This is a genomic window from uncultured Senegalimassilia sp., from assembly GCF_934630535.1.
Lineage (GTDB): Bacteria > Actinomycetota > Coriobacteriia > Coriobacteriales > Eggerthellaceae > Senegalimassilia.
In genome coordinates, this window is sequence record NZ_CAKTVU010000017.1 from 15537 (window position 1) to 37697 (window position 22161).

At 59.8% G+C, this 22161-nt stretch carries 20 protein-coding genes; 8 read left to right on the forward strand and 12 right to left on the reverse strand.

Annotated features, from left to right (window positions below; genetic code table 11):
• Positions 1-415: 415 nt before the first annotated feature.
• The 3 genes from Q0D52_RS08225 to Q0D52_RS08235 form a co-directional block, all read right to left on the reverse strand.
• Positions 416-1240, reverse strand: coding sequence for a TipAS antibiotic-recognition domain-containing protein (locus Q0D52_RS08225; protein ID WP_294381849.1), 825 nt, complete (start codon positions 1238-1240; stop codon positions 416-418).
• Between the two features lie 163 nt (positions 1241-1403).
• On the reverse strand, positions 1404-2063 hold the full coding sequence (locus Q0D52_RS08230; RefSeq protein ID WP_294381851.1) for a DUF6179 domain-containing protein: 660 nt from the start codon (positions 2061-2063) through the stop codon (positions 1404-1406).
• Positions 2056-2595 (reverse strand): DUF6323 family protein, encoded by a 540-nt coding sequence (locus Q0D52_RS08235; RefSeq protein WP_294381852.1) that lies wholly within the window; start codon positions 2593-2595, stop codon positions 2056-2058. Before Q0D52_RS08235 ends, Q0D52_RS08230 begins: the two co-directional genes overlap by 8 nt.
• Before the next feature lie 314 nt (positions 2596-2909).
• On the opposite strand from Q0D52_RS08235, the gene Q0D52_RS08240 reads away from it, so the two are divergent.
• The 5 genes from Q0D52_RS08240 to Q0D52_RS08260 all read left to right on the forward strand — a co-directional run bounded on the left by Q0D52_RS08240 (position 2910) and on the right by Q0D52_RS08260 (position 6619).
• Positions 2910-3632 (forward strand): methyltransferase domain-containing protein, encoded by a 723-nt coding sequence (locus Q0D52_RS08240; protein WP_294381854.1) that lies wholly within the window; start codon positions 2910-2912, stop codon positions 3630-3632.
• Between the two features lie 276 nt (positions 3633-3908).
• On the forward strand, positions 3909-4313 hold the full coding sequence (locus tag Q0D52_RS08245) for a GntR family transcriptional regulator (RefSeq protein ID WP_294381857.1): 405 nt from the start codon (positions 3909-3911) through the stop codon (positions 4311-4313).
• On the forward strand, positions 4310-5188 hold the full coding sequence (locus tag Q0D52_RS08250; protein ID WP_294381860.1) for an ABC transporter ATP-binding protein: 879 nt from the start codon (positions 4310-4312) through the stop codon (positions 5186-5188). Before Q0D52_RS08245 ends, Q0D52_RS08250 begins: the two co-directional genes overlap by 4 nt.
• Positions 5188-5856, forward strand: coding sequence for an ABC-2 transporter permease (locus Q0D52_RS08255; RefSeq protein ID WP_294381862.1), 669 nt, complete (start codon positions 5188-5190; stop codon positions 5854-5856). Before Q0D52_RS08250 ends, Q0D52_RS08255 begins: the two co-directional genes overlap by 1 nt.
• 325 nt (positions 5857-6181) lie before the next feature.
• Positions 6182-6619 carry a MerR family transcriptional regulator gene (locus tag Q0D52_RS08260; protein ID WP_294381865.1) on the forward strand — a complete coding sequence of 146 codons (438 nt, stop codon included), beginning with the start codon at positions 6182-6184 and terminating at the stop codon, positions 6617-6619.
• Between the two features lie 39 nt (positions 6620-6658).
• Here the strand turns inward: Q0D52_RS08260 and Q0D52_RS08265 are convergent, their stop codons facing one another.
• Genes Q0D52_RS08265 through Q0D52_RS08275 form a run of 3 tightly spaced genes read right to left on the reverse strand, consistent with a single transcriptional unit; the run spans position 6659 to position 8706 of the window.
• Complete coding sequence (locus Q0D52_RS08265; RefSeq protein ID WP_294381867.1) at positions 6659-7414, reverse strand: carboxymuconolactone decarboxylase family protein; 756 nt, start codon at positions 7412-7414, stop codon at positions 6659-6661.
• A gap of 54 nt (positions 7415-7468) precedes the next feature.
• Positions 7469-7681 carry a hypothetical protein gene (locus Q0D52_RS08270; RefSeq protein ID WP_294381870.1) on the reverse strand — a complete coding sequence of 71 codons (213 nt, stop codon included), beginning with the start codon at positions 7679-7681 and terminating at the stop codon, positions 7469-7471.
• Between the two features lie 5 nt (positions 7682-7686).
• Positions 7687-8706 carry an aldo/keto reductase gene (locus Q0D52_RS08275; protein ID WP_294381873.1) on the reverse strand — a complete coding sequence of 340 codons (1020 nt, stop codon included), beginning with the start codon at positions 8704-8706 and terminating at the stop codon, positions 7687-7689.
• Between the two features lie 159 nt (positions 8707-8865).
• On the opposite strand from Q0D52_RS08275, the gene Q0D52_RS08280 reads away from it, so the two are divergent.
• Entirely contained in the window at positions 8866-9762 is an 897-nt protein-coding gene (locus tag Q0D52_RS08280) for a LysR family transcriptional regulator (RefSeq protein ID WP_294381875.1), read from the forward strand.
• Between the two features lie 165 nt (positions 9763-9927).
• On the opposite strand, the gene Q0D52_RS08285 is transcribed toward Q0D52_RS08280, so the two are convergent.
• From Q0D52_RS08285 to Q0D52_RS08295, 3 genes are all read right to left on the reverse strand, one after another.
• Positions 9928-11565, reverse strand: coding sequence for a GIY-YIG nuclease family protein (locus Q0D52_RS08285; RefSeq protein ID WP_294381877.1), 1638 nt, complete (start codon positions 11563-11565; stop codon positions 9928-9930).
• A 135-nt stretch (positions 11566-11700) separates the two neighbouring features.
• A complete protein-coding gene (locus tag Q0D52_RS08290; protein WP_294381879.1) occupies positions 11701-12783 on the reverse strand; it encodes a helix-turn-helix domain-containing protein in 1083 nt (360 codons plus the stop codon).
• Positions 12784-13215: 432 nt separating this feature from the next.
• A complete protein-coding gene (locus tag Q0D52_RS08295) occupies positions 13216-14145 on the reverse strand; it encodes a cation diffusion facilitator family transporter (protein WP_294381882.1) in 930 nt (309 codons plus the stop codon).
• Between the two features lie 746 nt (positions 14146-14891).
• Here Q0D52_RS08295 and nrdD point away from each other — a divergent pair.
• The gene (gene nrdD / locus Q0D52_RS08300) at positions 14892-17114 is read left to right on the forward strand and encodes an anaerobic ribonucleoside-triphosphate reductase (protein ID WP_294381886.1); all 2223 of its coding nucleotides are present in this window, start codon (positions 14892-14894) and stop codon (positions 17112-17114) included.
• A 197-nt stretch (positions 17115-17311) separates the two neighbouring features.
• On the opposite strand, the gene Q0D52_RS08305 is transcribed toward nrdD, so the two are convergent.
• On the reverse strand, positions 17312-17854 hold the full coding sequence (locus tag Q0D52_RS08305; RefSeq protein WP_294381888.1) for a TetR/AcrR family transcriptional regulator: 543 nt from the start codon (positions 17852-17854) through the stop codon (positions 17312-17314).
• A 144-nt stretch (positions 17855-17998) separates the two neighbouring features.
• On the opposite strand from Q0D52_RS08305, the gene Q0D52_RS08310 reads away from it, so the two are divergent.
• Positions 17999-19900: a cation-translocating P-type ATPase gene (locus Q0D52_RS08310; protein WP_294381891.1), complete on the forward strand. Its 1902-nt coding sequence runs from the start codon at positions 17999-18001 to the stop codon at positions 19898-19900.
• A 330-nt stretch (positions 19901-20230) separates the two neighbouring features.
• On the opposite strand, the gene Q0D52_RS08315 is transcribed toward Q0D52_RS08310, so the two are convergent.
• Together Q0D52_RS08315 and Q0D52_RS08320 are read right to left on the reverse strand one after the other, a co-directional pair.
• Positions 20231-20920, reverse strand: a complete 690-nt coding sequence (locus Q0D52_RS08315) for a DUF1292 domain-containing protein (protein WP_294381896.1) — start codon at positions 20918-20920, stop codon at positions 20231-20233.
• 601 nt (positions 20921-21521) lie between these two features.
• Positions 21522-21848: a hypothetical protein gene (locus tag Q0D52_RS08320; RefSeq protein ID WP_294381898.1), complete on the reverse strand. Its 327-nt coding sequence runs from the start codon at positions 21846-21848 to the stop codon at positions 21522-21524.
• Between the last annotated feature and the right edge of the window lie 313 nt (positions 21849-22161).

Genomic DNA, 22161 nt, shown 5'->3' on the forward strand with positions numbered 1-22161 from the left:
AAAGGCCCCTGCGATGTTGCCGTCAGTCGCGCCCATTTCGCTTGCGGTTGCGTTCGCGCTGGTATCCGCCGCACTCCCGTTCGCGTTCGCGCTCGTGGTATGCGACTTCTGGACGGTTTCGCAGCAAATGAGCCCCGATTTTGACATGGTCCCCAGGGTTCTGGGTGGTTTCCCGCGGGTGTTGTTCGCTGCCGGCATTGCCGACCTGGGGAAACGCCGGCGCCCTGCGGCCTTCAGGGCTGATTCCGCCTGCAAAACCGCCCAGAAGTTATCGGTAGGGGCTCGCGTGCACAAGGTACGGGCAAGGCAAGGCTCGCTTTACTGCCAAGCAAGTTGCGGGCGGGGCTCGTGCGCAACTTGCTTGGCACGCGATTGATGAGCGACAGGTTGTTTCCCTGCGCGGGTGCTGCCGGGATTATTCCCCCAACGCACCTTCCGCGGCTTTAACCAGAAACGCCGTCGCCCCTTTGCCGCACGGCTCGTCGTAGTATGAAACGAATCGGGGGTCTGCCAGGTAGCCGCGCACAAGTCCCAGGTAGATATCCCGTTCGGGCTCGGTTCCCCATTGCAGGCCGATCCAACGGCGATGTATCTGCACAAGTTTCGCGGCCTCGATGCCGGTTGCATCGCCATCGCTCAGCGCGATGGAAAGCTGGCCCAGGATGGCCTTCTCGAGTTCTTTCATGTCGTTCCAGGTGGCAGGGTCCATATCGAGGATTCGCTCGTTCATGGCATCAACGGCTTCGTTGCCGTAGCGTTCGCGCGCTTCCGCTCCGTAGCGCTGCTCGTTTTCGCGAACGGCACGCCAGCGCTCGAGCTGGGGCAAAACCGCGCCCATGAGCGAGACCGCCTCGTCAAGCGTCATGCCCGTATTCTCCGCCAGTCGCGGCGCGCAATCCTCGATCATGGCTTCCATGGTGGTTTCATAGGTGTAGCCGCCGCGGTCATAGCACCATTTGCAGTAATGATCGGTCTTCTTGCCGGCGGCATCGGTCCCGCAATCGTCGGGTGTCAGGTACATGCCGCAGCTTTCGCAATAATGCTCGGGCATCTCCAGCAGATGCGCCAGCGGCTCGCCGGTAACGGCGGCAATGAGCTTCATCATGTCGATTCCCGGCGTAACCTCGCCGCGCTCCCAGCGGCTGACGGCTTGGCGGGTGACGTACAGCTTCTCGGCAAGCTGGTCTTGCGTGAGGTTGTGCGCGCGCCGCACGGCGACGAGTTTTTCTGCGAAGGCCATGATGGTTCCTCTCGGCGGGGTCGTTTCGATGACATAAGCATACGCTCAGCGGGGCGCTTATCCTAGCAACGGCTGGTTGCGCGACGGCAGTTTCGGCGGATCCTTCCGTTTGAGGAAGGATCCGCAGCCGCTACCTTTCCTCAGCAGCGCGAATGCTCTTTCGCTACAGCGGACGAGTTTTGCGTTCAAGTTGATTTTCGTAGGGCGCCAGCAGGTCGTGTAGGTTCACGTGCAATCCCTTGTAGTCGGGGCACGCTTGCTCAAGCACGGCTACGCAGCTTTCCGTTGTGAACTGCGAAATATAACGCGTTTCGGTTAAGAGCTGATCGAGCCACGCTTGAACGTACTCGATTCCAAGAAGGTCCTCGCTGACGGGGGAGCTCAGCTGGTACTGAAGATTGCCCAGCGGTACTTCGTGTGCGGCGAAGTAGGTGTCGTAAAGCGCCTTGAGGTTTCCGATGTCTGCAAGCGAATCGCGTAGCGCAACGTTGTTGATGGGAGGCATGGTCACGCAAATTGCACGCCACGTGTCTAGGGCGCGGTCGACGCGGGTTGACAGTTCGGCTTGTTTGCGCCGAAAAAGCGCGTCCGGGTCTTGTTCGGCTAATGCTTCCAACGCGCTAGGATCGCCGTCGCCATGAATCCCCAGCACGAACGATAGCGATTCTGCAATCTGCACTGCCTCGAGCTTCGAGACCGACCCCGTGCTTCCCATTGTATAGAGCCGAATGAGCTTGCGATAAAGGTAGTCGAAGTTCTGGAGGGCTTTTTTCTGAATCTTGCGCCGTGGTCGGTTCGCCAAGGGTCCTTCGTGGCTATTCACAGTCGTCCTCCCATGCTTCGCCGTCCCATCCGGGTGCGTATTCGTCGTATTCCCAGTCTTCGCTATTCCAGCAATAAGTCATTTCCGCTTCGTCTTGCATGAGCTCTTCAGCAAGGGAAGGCTGCTTGATGGAAGGAGAAGATGCCAGCTCAAACGAGTCGAGGCATTCGATGCAGCCTTGCTTTTGAACGATTTCGCTGACGATGGACTCCGCAATTTCCTCGTCGCCGATGGTGGGATCGACGACGTCGCGAATCTCGTAGAACAGGGTGATCGCCGATTGGGCTACGCTTGCGAATTCGTCCGGGTAGATTGTCTCGCTGCTTGCAAGCTCCTCAAGCAAGACGCGAAGCCCCCACGTGTCGAACTCAAAGCGTTCGTGCTCTGCCAGCAGTTCTTTTCGGTGCGTTTCTAATTGCGAAATCTGCGCCGGGGAGAGATTTATGCCGCGAGACCGTAGCTCGTCCATCGTTTGCGGTGGGATCGAGCTTCGCTCTAGCAAGATGTTCGGAAGCGGGAATAATGCGTTCATGGCACTCCTTCAATTTGTCGGATAATGCCTAATACATCCATTACGCAGCTGGAACAAGACTGAAAATCGAAGGCAAAACGTGGTAATGTAAGTTCATTCAGATGCGGAAAATTGCGGTCGCCGTGGCTGCAGCTCGCCGCGTCCAAGGGAGGCAAAAGGCCTCAAACGAACACGCCTTAGGGGATGTCTTTTTGGTCATTGTTCTTTAGGGAACGGTTAATCGCATAACGCTTCAAAGAAGGCCGCATCAAGGTCCCGCGTTATTGCGCCGTTCCATACCTGTTTCACTATCATCACAACGAACAGGAACAACAATGAACAACTTCCCAAAAGCGAACAGCTTCGATATCAATCTCGTCCGCTCCAAGATCATGGGGCCCAACCCGCTTAAGCTTTGCGAAGAGCTGCTTTGCGGCGCCGAAATCGCAAAAGGCTCGCGCGTATGCGACCTCGGATCCGGCTCTGGCATCACAAGCGTGATGCTCGCGCGCGAGTACGGGTTCGACGTGTACGCCGTCGACCTGTGGAGCGACCCCGCCGAAAACCGCGCTTTCTTTCGCCGAATGGGCGTGCCGGATGGGCAAATCCACCCCATCAAGGCTGACGCGGCGGAAGGCTTGCCGTTTGAACCGCAGTTTTTCGACGCGGTGGTAAGCATCGACTCCTACAACTATTTCGGCCGCGATCCGCGGTATCTCGGCGAAAAGCTTCTTCCTTACGTAAAGCCGGGCGGGAGGATCTACCTCTCCATTCCCGGCATGGTGCGCGATTGCCACGATGCGCTGCCGGCATGCTTGCTTGCCTCATGGACTCCCGAGCAGCTTGAGTACATGCACGATATGACCTGGTGGCAAGCCATGATCGGCAAAACGCCCGGTGCGGTTATCAAGGATATGCACGAAATGACGTGCACGCGCGAGGCGTGGGCGGACTGGATCGCCTGCGAAAACGAGTACGCTCGCGGCGACAGGGCAGCCGTCAAAGCGGGAGCGCTGGACTATCTGAACACCATTGCGGTCACGCTGGTAAAGCGCTAAACAAGGCGAGCGAAAGCGAGTGGCGAGCGGCATGACGTCGCCCGCCACTTCGCTTGCAGTCTTCGGCGCGTCGTTAACGCGTGGGGGTGAACGGTGATGAACCGCTCGCCCCCCTTTCTGGCTTTAGCGCGCCACTTTCGACGATTCCGCTGAATCACCGGTGAGGGCTTCGGAATCATCCTGGGGCTCACGGGTGTTTTGCCAAATTCTGACTTGCATAACTGTGCATAGTGTATATATACTGTGCTTATCGGTTATATACACGAAAGGCCGACCGTGGACATCATCATCTCGAACACCAGCGACAAGCCCATCTACGAGCAAATATCCTCGCAGGTCAAAAGTCAGATACTTTCAGGAGCTTTGGCATGCGGCGAAAAGCTCCCTTCCATTCGGGCGTTGGCGAACGGCGTTGGCGTGAGCGTCATCACCACCAAACGCGCCTACTCCGATTTGGAAGCGGAGGGCTTCATTGAAACCGTGCAAGGCAAAGGCTGCTTCGTCGCCTCGGGTAGCCATGAGATGCTGCGCGAAGAGCAACTGCGCCGCATCGAGGAAATGCTGGCAAAGGCTGCTGCTCAGGCTTTTGACCTGGGAGTTTCTCGTGCAGAACTGCACGAGATGCTCGATTTGATCGCAGATGGGGAATCTGAACAATGCGGGAAAGGGGAGGCTTCATGACGAATCTTCTGGACATACGGCACGTGAGTTGCGACTTGAGCGACTCGTTCGCACTGCGCGACGTAAACCTCGCCGTTGCCCCTGGCGAAATCGTCGGCTTCGTCGGCGCGAACGGGGCAGGCAAAACTACGATGACCCGCGTGGCCTTGGGCTTGCAGCACATCGGCGCGGGCGAGGTCAGGCTGTTCGGTGAACCATTTGGAACCGATGCTTCGGACCAGGTTCAGCGCGCTGTTCGCTCTCGTATCGGCGTTGTGCTCGATACGTGCCCGTTTCCATCAGAGCTGCGCATCTGCCAGGTGGTGACATGCTTGAAGCCGGCGTTCTCGCAATGGGACGATCCGCTGTTCAATGGCCTTATCGAGCGGTTCGGCATAGACCCGAAGACGAAGGTGAAGGAGCTTTCGCGTGGTATGGGCATGAAGCTTCAGGTCGCGGTAGCGCTTTCGCATGGCGCTGACCTGTTGCTTCTTGATGAAGCAACAGCGGGTCTCGATCCGCTGGCCCGCGATGAGATTCTCGACATGGTGCAGGAGTTTGTGGGCGACGGCGAACGCGGCGTGCTGCTTTCCAGCCACATCACTTCCGACTTGGAGCGTGTTGCCGATCGTATCGTGGGCATCGATGCGGGGCGGATCATCTTCGACGTGCCGCGCGAAACCATTACCGATACCGCGGGTATCGCGCATTGCGCGGCTGGCCAGGTGGCGGAGGTCCTTGAATGCGTGCCGGGTGCGCGCGTGGCTAAGCGCGAGTTCAGCTGCGATGTGCTCGTCCCGAACCGTTTCGAATTCGCGCAGGCGTTTCCCGAGGTTGCCTGCGATCGCGCAAATGTAGGCGATTACTTGCACTTCATGTTGAAAGGGGGCCGCTGATGTTGGCTGCCGTGAAATCCGAATTGGCGATTATCCGTACCATGGCTCCGGTTTTGACGGTGACGATCGTGTTCGTGTGCGTGATCATGTGCTTTGGAATGGGATCATATGCCGGGGCGTCTGCGGCATGTGCGATGGTGCCCATACTCGTTATGTTCTCGCTGTTCGGTTACGACGATCAAAACGGATGGCTGCGTTATCGCGCCGCGCTTCCGCTCGCGCGTCGGGATATCGTTGTTGGACGTTACTTGTCAATCGTTGCTTGTTCGTTGGCTGCGCTGGTTGCCTTGTTTTCGGTCACCATGGCATGTGTTTTAGCATTTCCTGCTGTGGGGATTGAGATGGAGCAGACATCGACACCTGAGATTTTCTCGGCGTGCGTGGCTTCCACGGCTATCGTATTGGTTCTTGTTGCTATTGCCCAACCGTTCTCGATAAAGTTCGGCGGCTCGAAAGGTGTGCGCTATATCGGCTGTGCACTCATGTTCATCGGATGTCTTATCTACGTTGCGTCGCAATTCGTTTTGCCCGATGTGTTTGGCGGCCTGGCTGACTGGATATCCTATCATCCGATCGCTTCGCTAGCTGCGCTGATTGTCGTTTCCCTGGCAATCTATGCGGCAAGTTGCAAGCTCAGCATCTGCATTTTCGAGAAGAAGGATGTTTAGCGGGTTCTTTGCGGGCGAAAATGTCGCTTTTGCGGGAGCAAAAGAACGTCGCGGCGTTCTCCTGCCGCGTTCAAGCACCGACTGCAAGATACGAGCGGAGCAATCGGCAACGGGGAATCCGCCCCGCCGAACAAGCTCGGGGAATAGCGGCCGCCGAGCTCAAACGGCAGCCGCAGGATGTGAGCGGTGTTGCGAAACCGGAGAACGGGCGTCGCGGCTGCTGATCGAAGCGCCGTGTTCTCCCAATTGCGTGCATGGTATGATGTTCCTGCAGTCGTTCCTTAAACCTTGCTTTAGGTTTAAACATTCTCGAAAGGAAGCCGCCATGTATACGATCGGACAGGTCTCGGAGATGTTCGACATCCCGGTATCCACGTTGCGCTATTACGACAAGGAAGGCCTGTTCCCCAATCTAGAGCGCGCGGGCAACATCCGCCGGTTCGGCGAAAACGAGCTTGAGCTGCTCCGCGTCATCGAATGCCTCAAGAAGACGGGGCTTGAAATCAAGGACATCAAGCGCTTCGTCGACATGGTCCAAGAGGGCCCGTCCACGTACGCCGAGCGAAAACAGCTCTTCGAGGCGCGCAAGGAAAGGACCGAGCAGGAGATTGCGCGCCTTCAAAGAGCACTCGCCATGGTGGAGTTCAAGTGCTGGTATTACGAAACCGCTCAAAACGACGGCGGAGAAGAACGTCTCGCCGAAATCATCCCCGACGGCTTGCCTCAAGACATCCGCGAGCTCTACGACCTGGCGCACAGCTGATCGCGCGCCAGGTCCGTTCTCGAATGTGCCGGTAGCGGTTTATGCTTCCAGGGCGTTGTAAACGTCGTCGTTCACCGGCTCAAGCCATTCGTTGCTCGTGTCTTCACCGGGGTGCTCGAAGGCCAGGTGGCTGAACCAGCTATCGGCGGCGGCGCCGTGCCAGTGCTTGACGTTCGCGGGAATCTCCACCACGTCGCCAGGATGCAGACGCTGGGCGGGTTTGCCCTCTTCCTGATACCATCCTTCGCCGTCCACGCAGATCAGCACCTGGCCGCCGCCTTTGCTTGCGTGGTGGACGTGCCAGTTGTTTCGACAGCCCGGCTCGAAGGTCACGTTGAATATGGGCAGGTAGTCGTCGGGCCCGGTAAGCGCTTTCAGGTAGCTTTGCCCGATGAAGTACGGGGCGAAGGCTTCGTTGGACTCGCCCAGGCCGAAGAAGCCGCCTTGGCTGTCGGCTTTGCTGCCTGTTTCGTCGTTCCCGTAAACCTCTTTCGCCATGTTGAACGCCGCCCATGCGTTGGGCCACCCGGCATAAAACGCGATATGGGTCAGGATCTCGGCCATTTCCTCTTGCGTGACTCCGTTTTTCCGGGCGCTCGCAAGATGGTATTTCAGAGAGCTGTCCGTGATGCCCTTTCCAATGAGGGCGCTTACGGTGACGATGCTGCGCAGCTTAAGCGGCAGCTTGTCTTCGCGGCTCCACACCTCTCCGAACAGCACGTCATCATTGAGATGGGCGAATTCGGGGGCGAATGTGCCAAGGGCATCGTGCCCGGCGGTTTGCTTCACAGCCATGATAGGTTCCTTTCGGTTGGAATGTGTTTGAGGTTTGCAGTGATTTGCGCGGGCTCAAATGTCGTCATCGCCGTTTTGCAGCCGGTACATAAGGTAATCCAGACATTCGAGCCTCTTTTGCCCTGCATGGATGTCGGCGAGCAGCTTGCGACGATGCTCCTTAAGCAGCTGCATGCGCGCGCATCCGCTTGGTGCGTCGGCAATCGCGCCGATGAGCGTCTCGTCGCAACCTGCGTCGCGCAAACAGCAGGCAGTCTTGTCGTTCATGGTCGCTAACGGGTTAGCTTCACCTTGGTGGTGCCTGCAAGTTGCTTCTCGCCGGGACGGCCTTTGGGGCCCACAAGCTCATGCGGCTGGTAAAGCTCCTCAAGGAAGTCGACCTCCTCGGGCGAGAGCTTAAGCTCAAGGGCGGCAACGGCGTCGTCTACGCGCTCGGGTTTCGAGCAGCCGACGATGGGGGACTCGATACCGCGGGCCCAATGCCAGGCAAGCGCCACCTGCGACATCGTCGCATCATGCGCGGCAGCGATTTCGGCAACGCGCTTCACGATGGGCATGTCGATATCTCGGTCGCGATCGTATTTGTTCACCATGGTCTTGTCGGTGGTTCCGCGCGTGCTTTCGCTCTCCCACGTAGGCCGGCACAGATGGCCGGAGGCCAAGGGGCTGTACGGCGTGACGGCCATCCCAAATTGGCGGCAGACGGGGAACATCTCGCGCTCGTCCTCGCGGTACAGCAGGTTGTAGTGGCATTGCATGCTGGAGAACCTGGTCCAACCGTGCGCGTCGGCCACGTCCTGCAGGTTGTGCAGCTGATACGCGTACATGGCGCTTGCGCCGAGGGCACGCACCTTTCCTTCGCGCACCAGGTCGTTCAGGGCTTCCATGGTTTCCTCCATGGGCACGTCGTAGTCGAAGCGATGGATGATGTACAGGTCCAGGTAGTCAGTGCCGAGCCTCGTAAGCGAGCCCTCGATCTCTCGCTTGATCGCCGCCGCGGACAGGCCGCCTTCGTTGAAGTGGACCTTGCTGGCAAGGACAACCTTGTCGCGCGCCACGCCAAGGTTGCGCAGCGCTGCTCCGATATATTCCTCGCTCGTGCCGAAGCTGTAGCAATTCGCCGTATCGATGAAGTTGATCCCCGCATCGAGCGCGCGTTCGATGACGGCTTGCGTCTCATCGGGCCCGATGGTCCATTGGTGGAAGTCCGGGCTTGCTTCGCCGAAGCTCATGCCGCCAAGGCAAAGCTTCGAGATTTCGATGCCGGAATCGCCCAGGGTGGTGTACTGCATGTATTCCTCGTCTCTATCGGTTGATGTTTTCCATACACCACAGTAAGTGCCGAAGATTGAAATGTTAAATACCTATACGTACTATATGGACATACGGAAAACGAATATCAAAGCAGTGAATCTCGAGATTTCTAGTCAGCTTGATAGGAGGGGTGGACCATGGAGCTTCGAACGCTGCGCTATTTTCTCGCCGTCGCACGCGAGCAGAATATGACCGAGGCGGCCAACGTGCTGCACGTGACGCAGCCCACGCTTTCGCGGCAGATCGCGGAGCTGGAACGCGAGCTGGGCGTGGAGTTGTTCGAGCGCACGAATCGATCGTGCGTGCTCACGGGCGATGGGATGCGTTTACGTCAGCGTGCGGAGGAAATCGTGTCCCTGGTCGAGCAAACCGAAGGGGAGCTTGCCGACAGGGAGTTTGGAATCTCGGGGAACATCCGCATCGGCGCGGGCGAAACGCAGGCGATGCGGTTCGTGCTCGACGTGTTCGCGGCTTTGCGGCGCGATCATCCCGGTGTGACGTGCGAGCTATATACCGGCAACGCCGATGCGGTGGAGGAGCGTTTGGAACGCGGCCTCCTGGATTTTGCGCTCGTCATAGAGCCTGTCAATCTTGAGAAGCACGAGTGGATTCGCATGCCGAACCCCGATCGCGTGGGCGTTGCGGTGGCAGCCGACGGGCCTTGGGGAGCATTGCGCTCAGCTACCCCAGACGATGTTGCGAAGATGCCGCTTTTGCTGAGTTCGCGCACCTCGAACAGGGCGGTTGACCTTGCGGCGTGGTCGGGCGGGGCGATAGACCCGGAAGTTCTCGACGTAGTGGGGCGGTTCGACCTTATCGGCAACGCATCGCATCTCGTGCGTTCGGGTGCCGCCTGCGCCATGGGCATCGACCATCTTCTGCAGATCGACGGCTCTCGCGATTTGCGCTTCGTGCCGCTCGACCCTCCGCTCGAGATTGCATCGTTCCTCATCTGGAAGAAGTATCGGTTGCGTTCCCGCGCCTGTGAGGAGTTTCTCAAGCGGCTGCGATCGGCTTTGCCGGAGCGGTGCTAGTTTTGCGTTTTGAAAGCGCCGTTCCGCAGGTGAAATGACCTGTTTGCCAAGTTTTTGCTCATGGTATTCGGTGGCGATTGATGTGCGTTGATTCAGACAGCGGGCACGGAAGCGTCGACTTTCATGCGATTTGCGGCGCGTTCGCTCGATGCTCCGCCTGCCTCCCTAAAGCCCGAACTCCTTTTGAAGCAGCTTTGCGAAATCGGCTTCGGGTTCGGCGGCTTTCGCCAGCAGCTCGTCTTTGCGGTCGCGGCTTAGGCGCTTGAAGCGATACTCCGCGCTCATGGCGTCGTGTTTGGTGGCGAATTCAGCTACGGCCAGCAGGTTCAGCGGCCCGCGCCCGCGCGTGTACTTCGCGCCTGTGCCCGCTTGATGCGCGGCGAACCGCGCCTGCACGTCAGGGGAGTACCCGGTGTACAGGCTGCCATCGGCGCATTCGATCACGTACATGAAATGACGTTTGGCCATTGTGCGGGTCGCATCGTCGTGGTGCTCGCTTGCAGAAGCATCCGGCGCTTCCGCGCACGGGTCCTTGTCGTCTTGCGGCGATGCTGAGCAGCGGGTCGCCCCTGCGGCGCCACCTGCTTCTGTGGAATCTGCGGCCCGCGAGGTGTCAAGGGTTCGCATTGCTTGTGCATTCGCGGCGCTTTCGTTTCGGTCCCCATCGTTTTGTGCGGTCGCCCAATCGCTGTCGTCAACAAGCTCTTTCCCCAGCTCAGCCGCAAGCTTCGGCAACAAATCAGCCATCGTGGCGTCGATGGCGTTCTTTTTCAGCTGGCATTCCCAGATCACGTGCACGCGCCAGCCCATCTCTTCGAGCTTGTGCACGTTCTCGGTGTCGCGTTCGACGTTGCGGGCGAATTTCGCCTCCCAATACTCGACGTTCTTCTTCGGCGCGCTCGGTTTGCAATGCGGGCAGCGATGCCAAAAACAGCCCCGCACCTCGATTGCGACGCGTTTGCCCGGCCACGCGATGTCGGGATGTCCGGGTACCTTCCATTGCAGCCGATAGCCCGTCAGCCCCGCCTTTCGCAGACGTTTGCGCACCAGCAGCTCGGGTTTTGTGTTCGCCCGCTTGTTGCCCTGCATGCTTTTGTGCACCGCATAGTTCGATGCGGGTGGGGAAGGGACGCGCACGGTGACGACGTCAACGCGGCTTTCGCCAGTCGCCACGGCTTTCGCGCCAGCCGTCACGAACCCGCGCTTGATGCTGCTCGGCGATGGAACTTCACCCAATGTTCCGGTTTTTGCGGCCTCCAAAAGCGGCAGGAGCTCCTCTTGCCAGCGTGCGGTTAGACGCTCCAGCTGCCAAGCCGCGTTCGCAGGGCTCGTTGAGGGAAGCACATGCGCTGCCAGCCCCACCTGCCATTGCAGGTAGCGCTTGTACAGCCGTCCGGCCGTGCCCCCGTTGCAGATCACGGCGCCGATATGCGCCGCTTCCAGCACGCGCTCCACCTGCGCGGGCACCACGTTCTTGATGCTCGCGTCGCTTGATCCCTTGATGTCGCATGAGGCTATAACGTCCCATAAGGCGATGCCGTGCTCAAGGAGCAGGCGCCTTTTCGCCGCAATGGACTCCTCAAACATCAAAGGTTGTCCGTCGTCGCCCGGATCCCCCTCGTTTTGCGGCACGGATTCGCCCAAACATGCGGCCATCACGCGCCAAAAGCGGTTTTGCGGGTTGCCGTAGTAGAACGCGTTCTCGCGTGAAAGCACCGAGGGAAACGATCCCAGCACCAAAATCCGCGAACGCTCGTCGAACACGGGCTCAAACCCGTGCGATATATGTTGGTAACTTGCCATGCGCCCCAGTATAGCGAATAGGGGAGCGCCCCGGCTCATCCCCGTAACACGCCGACGATTCGTCAAGCCGGCGATCTTGGATGGCCCGACATCGCTCCGGTTGCATTTCGCCTAACTGCAGCATCGCTTCCCTTGCTATTGGTTGCCTGTTTTTGCCTTTCGGCGGCGCTTCCACGTCTTCCTGCTCCAGGCGCAAAGGATTTCGACTACGGGAATGGTCAAAAACACGACCCATGCGGGATGTGCCTGATTGAGCGCGAACGCCATCCAGCAGAACCAGGCAATGGCGCCGATCAGATACAGGCCGCCTATCAGGCGCGATATCCTTCGTTTCTCCCACGCGTTGCCGATAACGTAGTATGCCGGAACGGCGAAGACGAGCATCAACCCGGGAATCCATGCATTGGTGAACAGTCCCAGCAGCAGATATGCAACCAAAACTACCAGCGGGAAGGGGAAGCTGCGCCAAGCGCGTTCGGGCTTGCGCCCGAATGCCTTGTGCGCTTCGTGCCAGTTCTCGAAATACTGTTCTCCGATGATCACGCCGCTGCTGTCAACGTGCACGGATTTGGGATCGTCGGCGGTTCCGCTTGCATTCGGCTGCTCGACATGCACGCCATCCCATCCCACGTGCACTTCCTCGCCTTTTTTGCGGTTGGTCACATGTACGCCGCTCCAGCCGATGTGCACCTCTTCTCCCTTTTTCGTATTGCGAACATGAATCCCATCGCGAAACGAGACATGCGCGTAATCGTCGCCTTTGCCGTGTCCCTGGCTGTTGTCGCTTTCGGCATCGTTGTCGTTGCGGCTGGATCCGAAAGCAGCGCCGTCCGTGCTGCTGTCCGCACTACCTCCTGCTTGGTCGTTGTCGCTCGCTTCGGAATCGCGATCACCGTCGTCGCGGTTGTCCTCTACGGCGCCTGGCTTTCCTTGCGAAAAGCCTTCGTCGGCGCTCGTCCCCGACGTTTCCGCCGCATCCGACGCGGGCTGCGAGACCCGCGAATCGCTTTCGCCGGCCTCCCTCCATAGCAGCTCGTCAAGTGTCAAACCATACAAAGCTGCCAGTGCGATAAGGTTGTCCGTGTCCGGTAGGCTTTCGGCGCGTTCCCATTTCGATACCGCTTGGCGGCTCACGCCTAGCTTGTCCGCCAGCGCTTCCTGCGACAGCCCCGCCTGCTTGCGTCGGGCGGCCAATCGTCGGGCGATTCCCTTATCCATGCGGCTCCTTCCAGGGCATTATCTGAATCGAAGATAATCGGGCAAGTATCTACCCCAAATCCGCTTTCCAAGGTACTCCGTAAAGCCCGGTTGCGGAACCGTTTTCAGTTTGCATTTTCGATGTCGGCGCCCGCAACCGCAGGTTGCCCCTATCCTTGACGGCTCTCCCACCTGGTTATATGCGAATCCCCGTAGCCTGCGCAATCGGAGTCCCTATCCTTGCAACACGCCGACGATCCCCAGGGCCATTGCCCCAGATGTCTCGGTGACGCTTGCTGGTTTGACTGCCATCGTCGTGCCCGCCCTTTATCGCGTCGGCAACGCTCCAGCTGCATTCCGGCAGCGCGGTTCGCCTTCGCTCTCCCGACAGCGCTTGCGGGCGCGCCGCGCCCCCTCGCAACTCCCCCGCAAAAGCCGTCGCGCTTGCTGCCCTTACGCGGGATTCTCGTGGATCATGATGTGCTTCACGGTGGGGAAGCGCTGCTCGACGGCATCGTGGGCGTGCTCGGCTATCGCGTGGGCGTCCACCAGCCGCAGCTGCCCGTCCACGGCTATCTCGGCGTCCACATATACCTTGTTACCGAATTTACGCGTGCGCAGCGCGTCGATGCGCATCACCCCGTCCTGCGCCAGGATGCAATCGCGCACCTCAAGTTCGAACGTGGGCGCGCAAGGCGTGTCGGTCACCTTATCCACCGCATCGCGCAGCACTTCGAAGGCCACTTTGAAGATGATCAGGCAGATGACGATGGATGCCAGCGGGTCGCATACGCCCCAGCCGAGCATGGCGCCGCCGATGCCCGCAAGCGCGCCGACCGACGACAGCGCATCGGAGCGGTGGTGCCAAGCGTCTGCCATGAACGCGTCGGAGTTCATGGCGCGCGCCCAGTACCGCGTGTACCAGAACATGCCCTCCTTCGCGACGATGCTCACCACCGCGGCCGATAGCGCCAGCCAGCCGGGGGCCGTCGCATGCTGGTACGCGCCCGTGGCGATCGACTGGATCGACGCGAACCCGATGCCGGCGCCCGTTGCGGCCAATATCAGGCCAAGCGCCATGGATGCCAGGCACTCGAAACGTTCATGGCCGTAAGGGTGGCTCTCGTCCGCGTCGCGCTGCGATATCCTCACGCCCAGAAACGCGATAGCGGTGGCGAACACGTCGGACAGCGAATGCACGGCGTCCGAAACCATGGCTGCCGAGTTGCCGAATATGCCCGCGAACAATTTGAACGCCGACAGCGCCATGTTGCCGCTTACCCCCACGACGGCGAGCTTGTTCGCGATACGCTTCTCATCGAGTTCCGAACCGGCGGTTTCGCCCGCCGCCGCGCCATTCGCGCGCTTTCCTTTATCCATCATGCCGACCCTCCTGCATCGCCTGCCGCACGGTCTTTCAGCCCGCCGAGCGGCAAGGCGCTTTTGAAATACACCCATACTAAGCACGCGCACCGGGTATGTCATGGGTGACTTGCGGTTCGCGAGATTTTTTAACAATAGAAGCCATGTTCTGGGCGGTTTCGCGGGGAAAGGGCCGAAGTTGCCCTCTCCATCGCCATCCATGTCGGCTCCGGGTCGGGGAAACGCGTCCGAAAAGCCGGCCTCCTCCTGCTAACAGGCGCCGGCTCTCGGGAAGCGTCCGAAACCGTCCTGCCTTCCGCCTCGCCCCGCCCAACCGCACCCCTAACTAGAAGCCCGGCCGCGTCAACCCCTTCTTGCGAAAGTGTCGCGAAACCCATGCGTTTGCCGCCCCTTTCGCCGAAATCCGCACCGTTTTCGATGGTGGAAAACCACTGCCGAAATCGCTTCCGAAAAATGCTGCTTTACGAATGCCGACCGGGGGTTTCGCGGTTTTACAGCGATGGTGGAAAACAACCCCATACCCCCATCCATGGATTTTTCAGCGGAATAAAACACAACATATTGGGGCGAAATAGCGTATGATAGGGACACCGACCAAGCGACCCGAACGTATCGAGGTCGCAAATTTTCACGAAATTTCCGAACGCGCAGGTCATGCCCTGTGTGGCCTTTTGCGCTCGGATGAAGGTAATCCGCAAGGCGCCCGCCAGGCACCTTGCGCGAGAAGCAAGAAGGGTGTGAGCGGCATGAAGATCATCAAGCGCAGCGGCTCCGAGGCGACGTTCGACATCAACAAGATCGTCAACGCCATCAAGGGTGCCAACGGGGACGTCGTTCCCGAGGAGCGCCTGACCGAAGACCAGATCGCGCTGGCGGCGCACAGCGTCGAGTGGCTTTGCAGCCGCTCGGGCCATACCGTGTCCGTGGAAGAGGTCCAGGACATGGTCGAGAATCAGATCATGGCGCAGGGCCGTTACTCCGTCGCGCGCAAGTACATCATCTACCGCTACAACCAAACGCTCAAGCGCCAGTCCAACACCACCGACGACAAGATCTTGTCGCTCATCGAGTGCAACAACGAGGAAGCCAAGCAGGAGAACTCGAACAAGAACCCCACGGTCAACTCCGTGCAGCGCGACTACATGGCGGGCGAAGTGTCCAAGGACATCACCATGCGCCTGCTCCTGCCGGCCGACGTGGTCGAGGCCCACAACGAGGGCATCATCCACTTCCACGACTCCGACTACTTCGCGCAGCACATGCACAACTGCGACCTGGTCAACCTGGAGGACATGCTGCAAAACGGCACCGTCATCTCAGGCACGCTCATCGAGCGCCCGCACAGCTTCTCCACCGCGTGCAACATCGCCACGCAGATCATCGCCCAGGTGGCCAGCTGCCAGTACGGCGGCCAGTCCATCTCGTTGACCCATCTCGCGCCGTTCGTCGAGGTCAGCCGCCAGAAGATCCGCCGTCAGGTGCTGCAGGAGATCAACGCGCTGGGCCTCGAGGCCAACGCCGACCGCATCACCGAGGTCGTCGAGGGCCGCCTGCGCGACGAGATCCGCCGCGGCGTGCAGACCATCCAGTACCAGGTGGTCACGCTCATGACCACCAACGGCCAGGCGCCGTTCGTCACCGTCTTCATGTACCTCAACGAGGCGCGCAGCGAAGCGGAGAAGCGCGACCTCGCCATGATCATCGAGGAAACGCTCGCTCAGCGCTACGAGGGCGTCAAAAACGAGGAAGGCGTGTGGATCACCCCGGCGTTCCCCAAGCTCATCTACGTGCTCGAGGAGGACAACATCACCGAGGACAGCCCGTACTTCTACCTCACCAAGATGGCGGCGAAGTGCACGGCCAAGCGCATGGTCCCCGACTACATCTCCGAGAAGAAGATGCGCGAGCTGAAGCTGTCGAAGGGCGAGACCGAGGGCAACGGCGACTGCTACACCTGCATGGGCTGCCGCAGCTTCCTCACGCCCGACCGCTCCGGCAACGGCTACGACAACGTGGCCAACGCCGGCAACTACGAACCGGGCAAGCCGAAGTACTACGGCCGCTTCAACCAGGGCGTCGTCACCATCAGCCTGCCTGACGTGGCGCTTTCCTCGTACGGCGACATGAACAAGTTCTGGCAGATCTTCGACGAGCGCCTCGAGCTGTGCTACAAGGCCCTCATGTGCCGCCACAATCGCCTGAAGGGCACGCTCTCCGACGCGGCGCCCATCTTGTGGCAATACGGTGCGCTCGCGCGCCTTGAGAAGGGCGAGCCCATCGACAAGCTGCTCTACGGCGGTTACTCCACCATCAGCCTGGGCTACGCCGGCCTGTACGAGTGCGTCAGGTACATGACGGGCCACAGCCACACCGATGCCGAGGGCACTCCGTTCGCCATGGAGGTCATGCAGCACATGAACGACAAGTGCGCCGAGTGGAAGGCGGCCACCAACATCGACTTCTCGCTGTACGGCACGCCGCTCGAGTCCACCACGTACAAGTTCGCGAAGGCCCTGCAGCGCCGCTTCGGCATCATCCCGGGCATCACGGACAAGGGCTACATCACGAACAGCTACCACGTGCACGTCACCGAGAAGATCGACGCGTTCGACAAGCTGAAGTTCGAAAGCGCCTTCCAGCGCCTTTCCCCCGGCGGGGCAATCAGCTACGTCGAGGTGCCCAACATGCAGGACAACCTCAAGGCCGTCATTCGCGTCATGCAGTACATCTACGACAACATCATGTACGCGGAGCTGAACACGAAGTCGGACTACTGTCAGGAATGCGGCTACGACGGCGAGATCCAGATCGTCGAGGACGACGGCAAGCTCGTGTGGGAATGCCCGAAGTGCGGCAACCGCGACCAGGAGAAGCTCAACGTCGCGCGCCGTACCTGCGGATACATCGGAACCCAGTTCTGGAACCAGGGCCGCACCCAGGAGATCAAGGACCGCGTCCTGCACCTGTAGGCGCAGGTTTGCCGCTCGCCAAGCGAAGCTGAGCGCCGGCCGATAGCCGTAGGCCGTCGAGCAAGACCGCGTGTTGCCCAAGGGCTGCGCTCCACCCGCAAACGAAGGTTTGCCCGCTTCGCAAACAACTCGCTAAACCAGGAAAGCCGCCCTCGGGCGGCTTTCCTGCGTTCGGGCAAAGGCTCGTCCTTCGCGCCCTATAGCCCCATGCCTTGCGCGTACCATGCGGCCACCTGCTCGGGTGACGCCTGCGCGCCATTGTCGAACCACCAGGTCACCGTATGTGAGAATGCGCTCACGCGCAGCACGCACATCAAGTCGACGGGCATGCCCGCGGGCGCCACCGGCCCGCTTTTCGCGAACAGCGTCGCTAGCTGCTGCTCGAAATAGCGCGTGAAGATAGGCTCGCCTTCGCGCACCAGCTTGCCGCACACCCCGCTGTGCGTGTCCCGCAAGTGGTACAGCAAATGGGCCAGCTTCCCCTCGATGCTCTCCGTTGCCAGGTTTGCGTGCGTCACGCAGTATTCGTTCACGCCTTCGAAGATGTGGTCGAACATCTCGCGGCATATCTCGGAGAGCAGATCGTCCTTCGTCTCAAAGTGCGCGTAAAACGTGCTGCGCCCCACGTCGGCCCGCTCGATGATCTGCGCCACGGTCACGGCGCTGTAATGCTGCTGAGCCATCAATTCTTCGAAAGCGCCGTATATCGCTTTGCGCGTTTTTCTCTGACGGCGATCCATGATCCGTTCCCTTTCGCACACTTTTGCCGAACCGTTCGGTAACTTGCATTCGGCGATGGTTGCATGTTCCCAATACCGTACTTGCTGGATTATACCGAACTATATGTTCGGTAACGACCTTCAAGTTAGGAAGAGAATCTGGGAATGGAAAGCCTGAAGCCTTATTTCGAGCCGCTTGAGAACCTGCTGGGGAAGGGAGGGGTGCGCAAAGACATCGTGTTCATACTCATCTCCGCTGCCGCATTGCTGGCCAGCTTCTTCGCGTCCGATTCGCTGCCGATCGACCCGGCGTGGCTGGCGGTGCTGCTGTGCGGCGTGCCCATCGTCATCGAGGCGGTCATCGCGCTGGTCACGGAGTTCGACGTGAAAGCCGACCTGCTCGTTTCCATCGCGCTGATCGCCGCTCTGGCGGTCGGGCAGTTCTTCGCGGCCGGCGAGGTCGCCGTGATCATGCAGCTGGGAGGTCTGCTGGAGGAGCTGACCGTGGGCCGCGCTCAACGCGGCATCCGAAAGCTCGTGGAGCTCACGCCGCGCACGGCCCGCGTGGTGGGCGAGAATGGCGAAGAACGCGAGATCGCGGCCGATGATGTGCAGTTGGGCGCGCTGGTGCGCGTGCTGCCGGGCGAAACGGTGCCGGTCGACGGCGTGGTGGTGAGCGGCAACACCAGCATCGACGAAAGCGCGGTCACCGGCGAGCCCATGCCGCAGGACAAGCAGCCCGGCAGCGAAGTGTCCTCGGGCACGTCCAACCAGTTCGGCGCCATCGATGTTCGGGCGACGCGTCCGGGCCAGGACAGCTCCATCCAGCGCATGGCGCGTCTGGTGCAAAGCGCCGATGCCGGCAAGGCGAAGATCGTGCGCTTGGCGGATCGCTGGGCCACATGGATCGTGGTCGGCGCGCTCACGGCGGCTGTAGCGGTGTACATGGTCACAGGCGAGATCCTGCGTGCCGTCACCGTGCTGGTGGTCTTTTGCCCTTGCTCGCTCGTGTTAGCGACGCCCACGGCTATCGTGGCCGCTATAGGAAACGCAACCAAGCACGGGTTTCTAGTGAAGGAAGGGGATGCGCTTGAGCGCCTTGCGCGCGTCAAGTGTGCCATATTCGATAAGACGGGCACTATTACTGAAGGAAAACCGCAGGTCAGCGCTGTTATACCTTGCGGCGTAAATGCTCTTTGCCAAACCCGGCTCTATACGTTGCTGGCATCTGCGGAGCTGCGCAGCGAGCATCCGCTGGGCCGGGCCGTCGTGCGATGCGCCCGCGCCGAAGGCGTCGATTTGCGTGAGCCCTCCGCGTTCGAGATGAAGCCCGGTCTTGGGGTCATCGCAGAAATCGATGGCGAGCACGTTGCCGTCGGAAACGTCGCGCTTATGTCCGAATCCGGTCTTTCCGTTGCCTTGTGGGAATGCGAGAGCCTTGCATCCCATCGCGATGCCGGCGATACCATTGCCTATATCGCCGTCGATGGCAAGGCGGCCGGTGCGGTCGCCTTGTCCGACACCGTTCGCCGCGAGTCGCGCCACACTGTGCGCCAGGTCCGCGAGTCAGGCGTGCAGCCTGTGTTGTTGACCGGCGACAACGAAGCTGCGTCGCGCACTGTTGCCGACGCGGCGGGAATCCTGGAGTTTTCGGCTTCATGCAAGCCTGAGGACAAGATGCGCTATATCGAGCGAACCGAGCGCGAGGGCACGCCCTGCGTCATGATCGGCGATGGCATCAACGATGCCCCTGCGCTCAAGCGCGCGTTCGTGGGTATTGCGGTAGGCGGCGTAGGCAGCGATGTTGCGGTGGAGGCTGCGGACCTGGTCATCGTAAACGGCGGAATCTCCGAAGTTCCGCACTTGCTTGCGCTCTCCCGTCAGATGATACGCCGCATCAAAGCGAACCTGACGTTCTCCATGGCTTTGAACTTCGCTGCTATCATCCTTGCGTTCTTAGCGGTGCTAGACCCGGTATCCGGCGCGCTTGTCCATAACTGCGGCAGCGTCTTCGTCATCGTGAATTCGGCGTTCCTCCTGCGATGGTCGCCAAAGCGCCTGGCATAGCCTTCTATCTGGGTGCTCCGTATACGATGATCGGCAAAGCGCTTGGCGTGGACGGGTTGTCTCGGCTTCGTCGTCACGCTCGTGTCGTGCCTGCAGCGCGTCGCTGCGATGCAGGCAGAACGCGCGGCATAGCCCGCCTGCCTTGGCATTCCTCATACGATAATCGGCAAAATGCTTGGTGCGGATGGATTGTTCGGCTTCCTCGTCGCTTTCGCGCTACGCCCGCAAGCGCTGCCGGTCTGTGATTTCGGCTCTGACTTCAAGGGGGAAACCGCAACAAGAGGGGCCGAGCCCGTGTGGATTCGGCCCCTCGCTCTTCTCGCTTTCGCGTTACGCCTGCAGCGCGTCGTTGCGATGCTTGTAGAACACGTGGCATTGCTGGGGCTCCAGCACGCACATCCCGTTCTCGCCGCGGCTCACCACCATGGCTTCTAATACCTTCCGGGTGCGTTGTTGTTCGGAGTCGGCAGGGTCGTACCCGCCGAACTGCTCCTGAAGGAACGTGTTCACCAGCCGCTCGTGCTCGCTTGCGGGCATGCTGAATCGCACCAGGTCAAGCTCGTTTTCCGGCATCTCGTTCAGCTCCATCAGAAACGTCACGGTGCTGCCGTCCTCGAAACGGTATTCGAATGAAGACTCCAGTTCGTCTCCGCTGTTCAGCTCGGTGATCAGCGGGATCGGGTCTTCGCCGTCTTGCGGCTCGGCACCGCCCACAGCCTGCTGATAGCGCTCGAGCTGCTCCTGGATGATGCTCCATTCTTCGTCGTCCTCGATAGGGGACAGGTCGATGGACGCGAACTCAGAACCCTCGGGCACCGTCAGCGTATCCTTGTTGTAAGAGGACGCATACACGTTCGTGAAGCCGTCCTCATCGGTGCCGCCGTCGGTGTACACGATGTAGCTTTTCCCGAAAAACGGGCTATCGAACATAAGCAGCGCCTCGCATTCCAGCACAACGCCGTCCTCGTTTTCCGCCTTGAACCTCAAATCATCGATATGCGAAGCGTTCTCTGCGCTCATTCGCCGTTCCTTTCATCTTCGTTCAATAGGAGGACTTGCACCAAATCCCGTAAGCCCTCGTCCTGTGCCACCATGGTCGCCCATCTCGAAGCCCCAGCGCATCGGCGCGATTTCATGAGCTCGGACGGACCAAGGCATAGGTCGTTGTCGTGTTTTCGACCTATCGAGCCGCCTTTTGCAATCGCGTACCTGCGAATCACTCGGGGCAAACCCCTTGCTCATCCAGCTTATCGTGCTCGACGGCGGCGAAGTGCGCCCCGAAGCGGCGGGCGCATAAACAGTGCGGTATGCGCTGCACAAGATAGTAACTATGTAGCCGTTCGAAGTCGCAGGGCGTTGCGCGGAAACGCAGAAAACAGCATTTGCCGAAGATTGACATGTGCAAGAAACAGGGATGGTCAAATATCGCGACAGCGTGCATTCGGCCACCGGGAACCAAGAATAGGGACATTTGCGATCACGCAAACGCCCCCCTATCAGTATGCAAAGACGCCTAGCTGCGGAATCCAATCATGCCGGAAGTGCCATGCCGCAAAAATGCCCAACAATCCTCAAGGCAAGCCATGACGTAAACCGTCAGCAAGGCGATTCGAATAGTCTTCTAATGGACGGAAACGGAAGGCGCATCGCAGGAAAGCGCCTCCTGCGCTCTGCGCAGCCCGCGTTTACGACCCGAGATGCGCTTGCAAATAACCTTGATCGCGCAATACAACGGGTAGGCCACAAGGGAGAACTGGATAAGGAAGTCTGAAGCCAGTGCCAGAGGATTGCCCGATGCGCTCGTCGCAAAAACCGCATCCCATGCAGAAGCCTCCAGGCTCAAGGCCCCCGCGGGGCATCCCGCGGCTCGCCACAACAAGAAGCTGACGAACATCAGGGCGGTGTACGTGCCCATATACCTCACAAGATGAAGCTTCGCGCGTCCCATGCTAAACCTCCTCAAGCATCATCAGCCTGCGCGGGTAATCGAAAAACGCAGACAAGCGATACCGGCGATGATCTATTGCCGGTCATGGTTCAGCCTGTCGAACCTACATTGAATACTAACGACCGAATGTAAAAAGCAGGTATTGCATCAGTAAGGGAGGAGACAGGCATCCGATTCGTTCTCATCGAGCCGCAAACCCCTCCCAAACCCCATATGTGTGCAGAATGTGAAGATAGCGCCCAACGCGAAATAGTTCTGGACACGGCCCGGGGAGGAGCGTATTATTCAATCTTGCGCCAAGCACGAAAGCGCT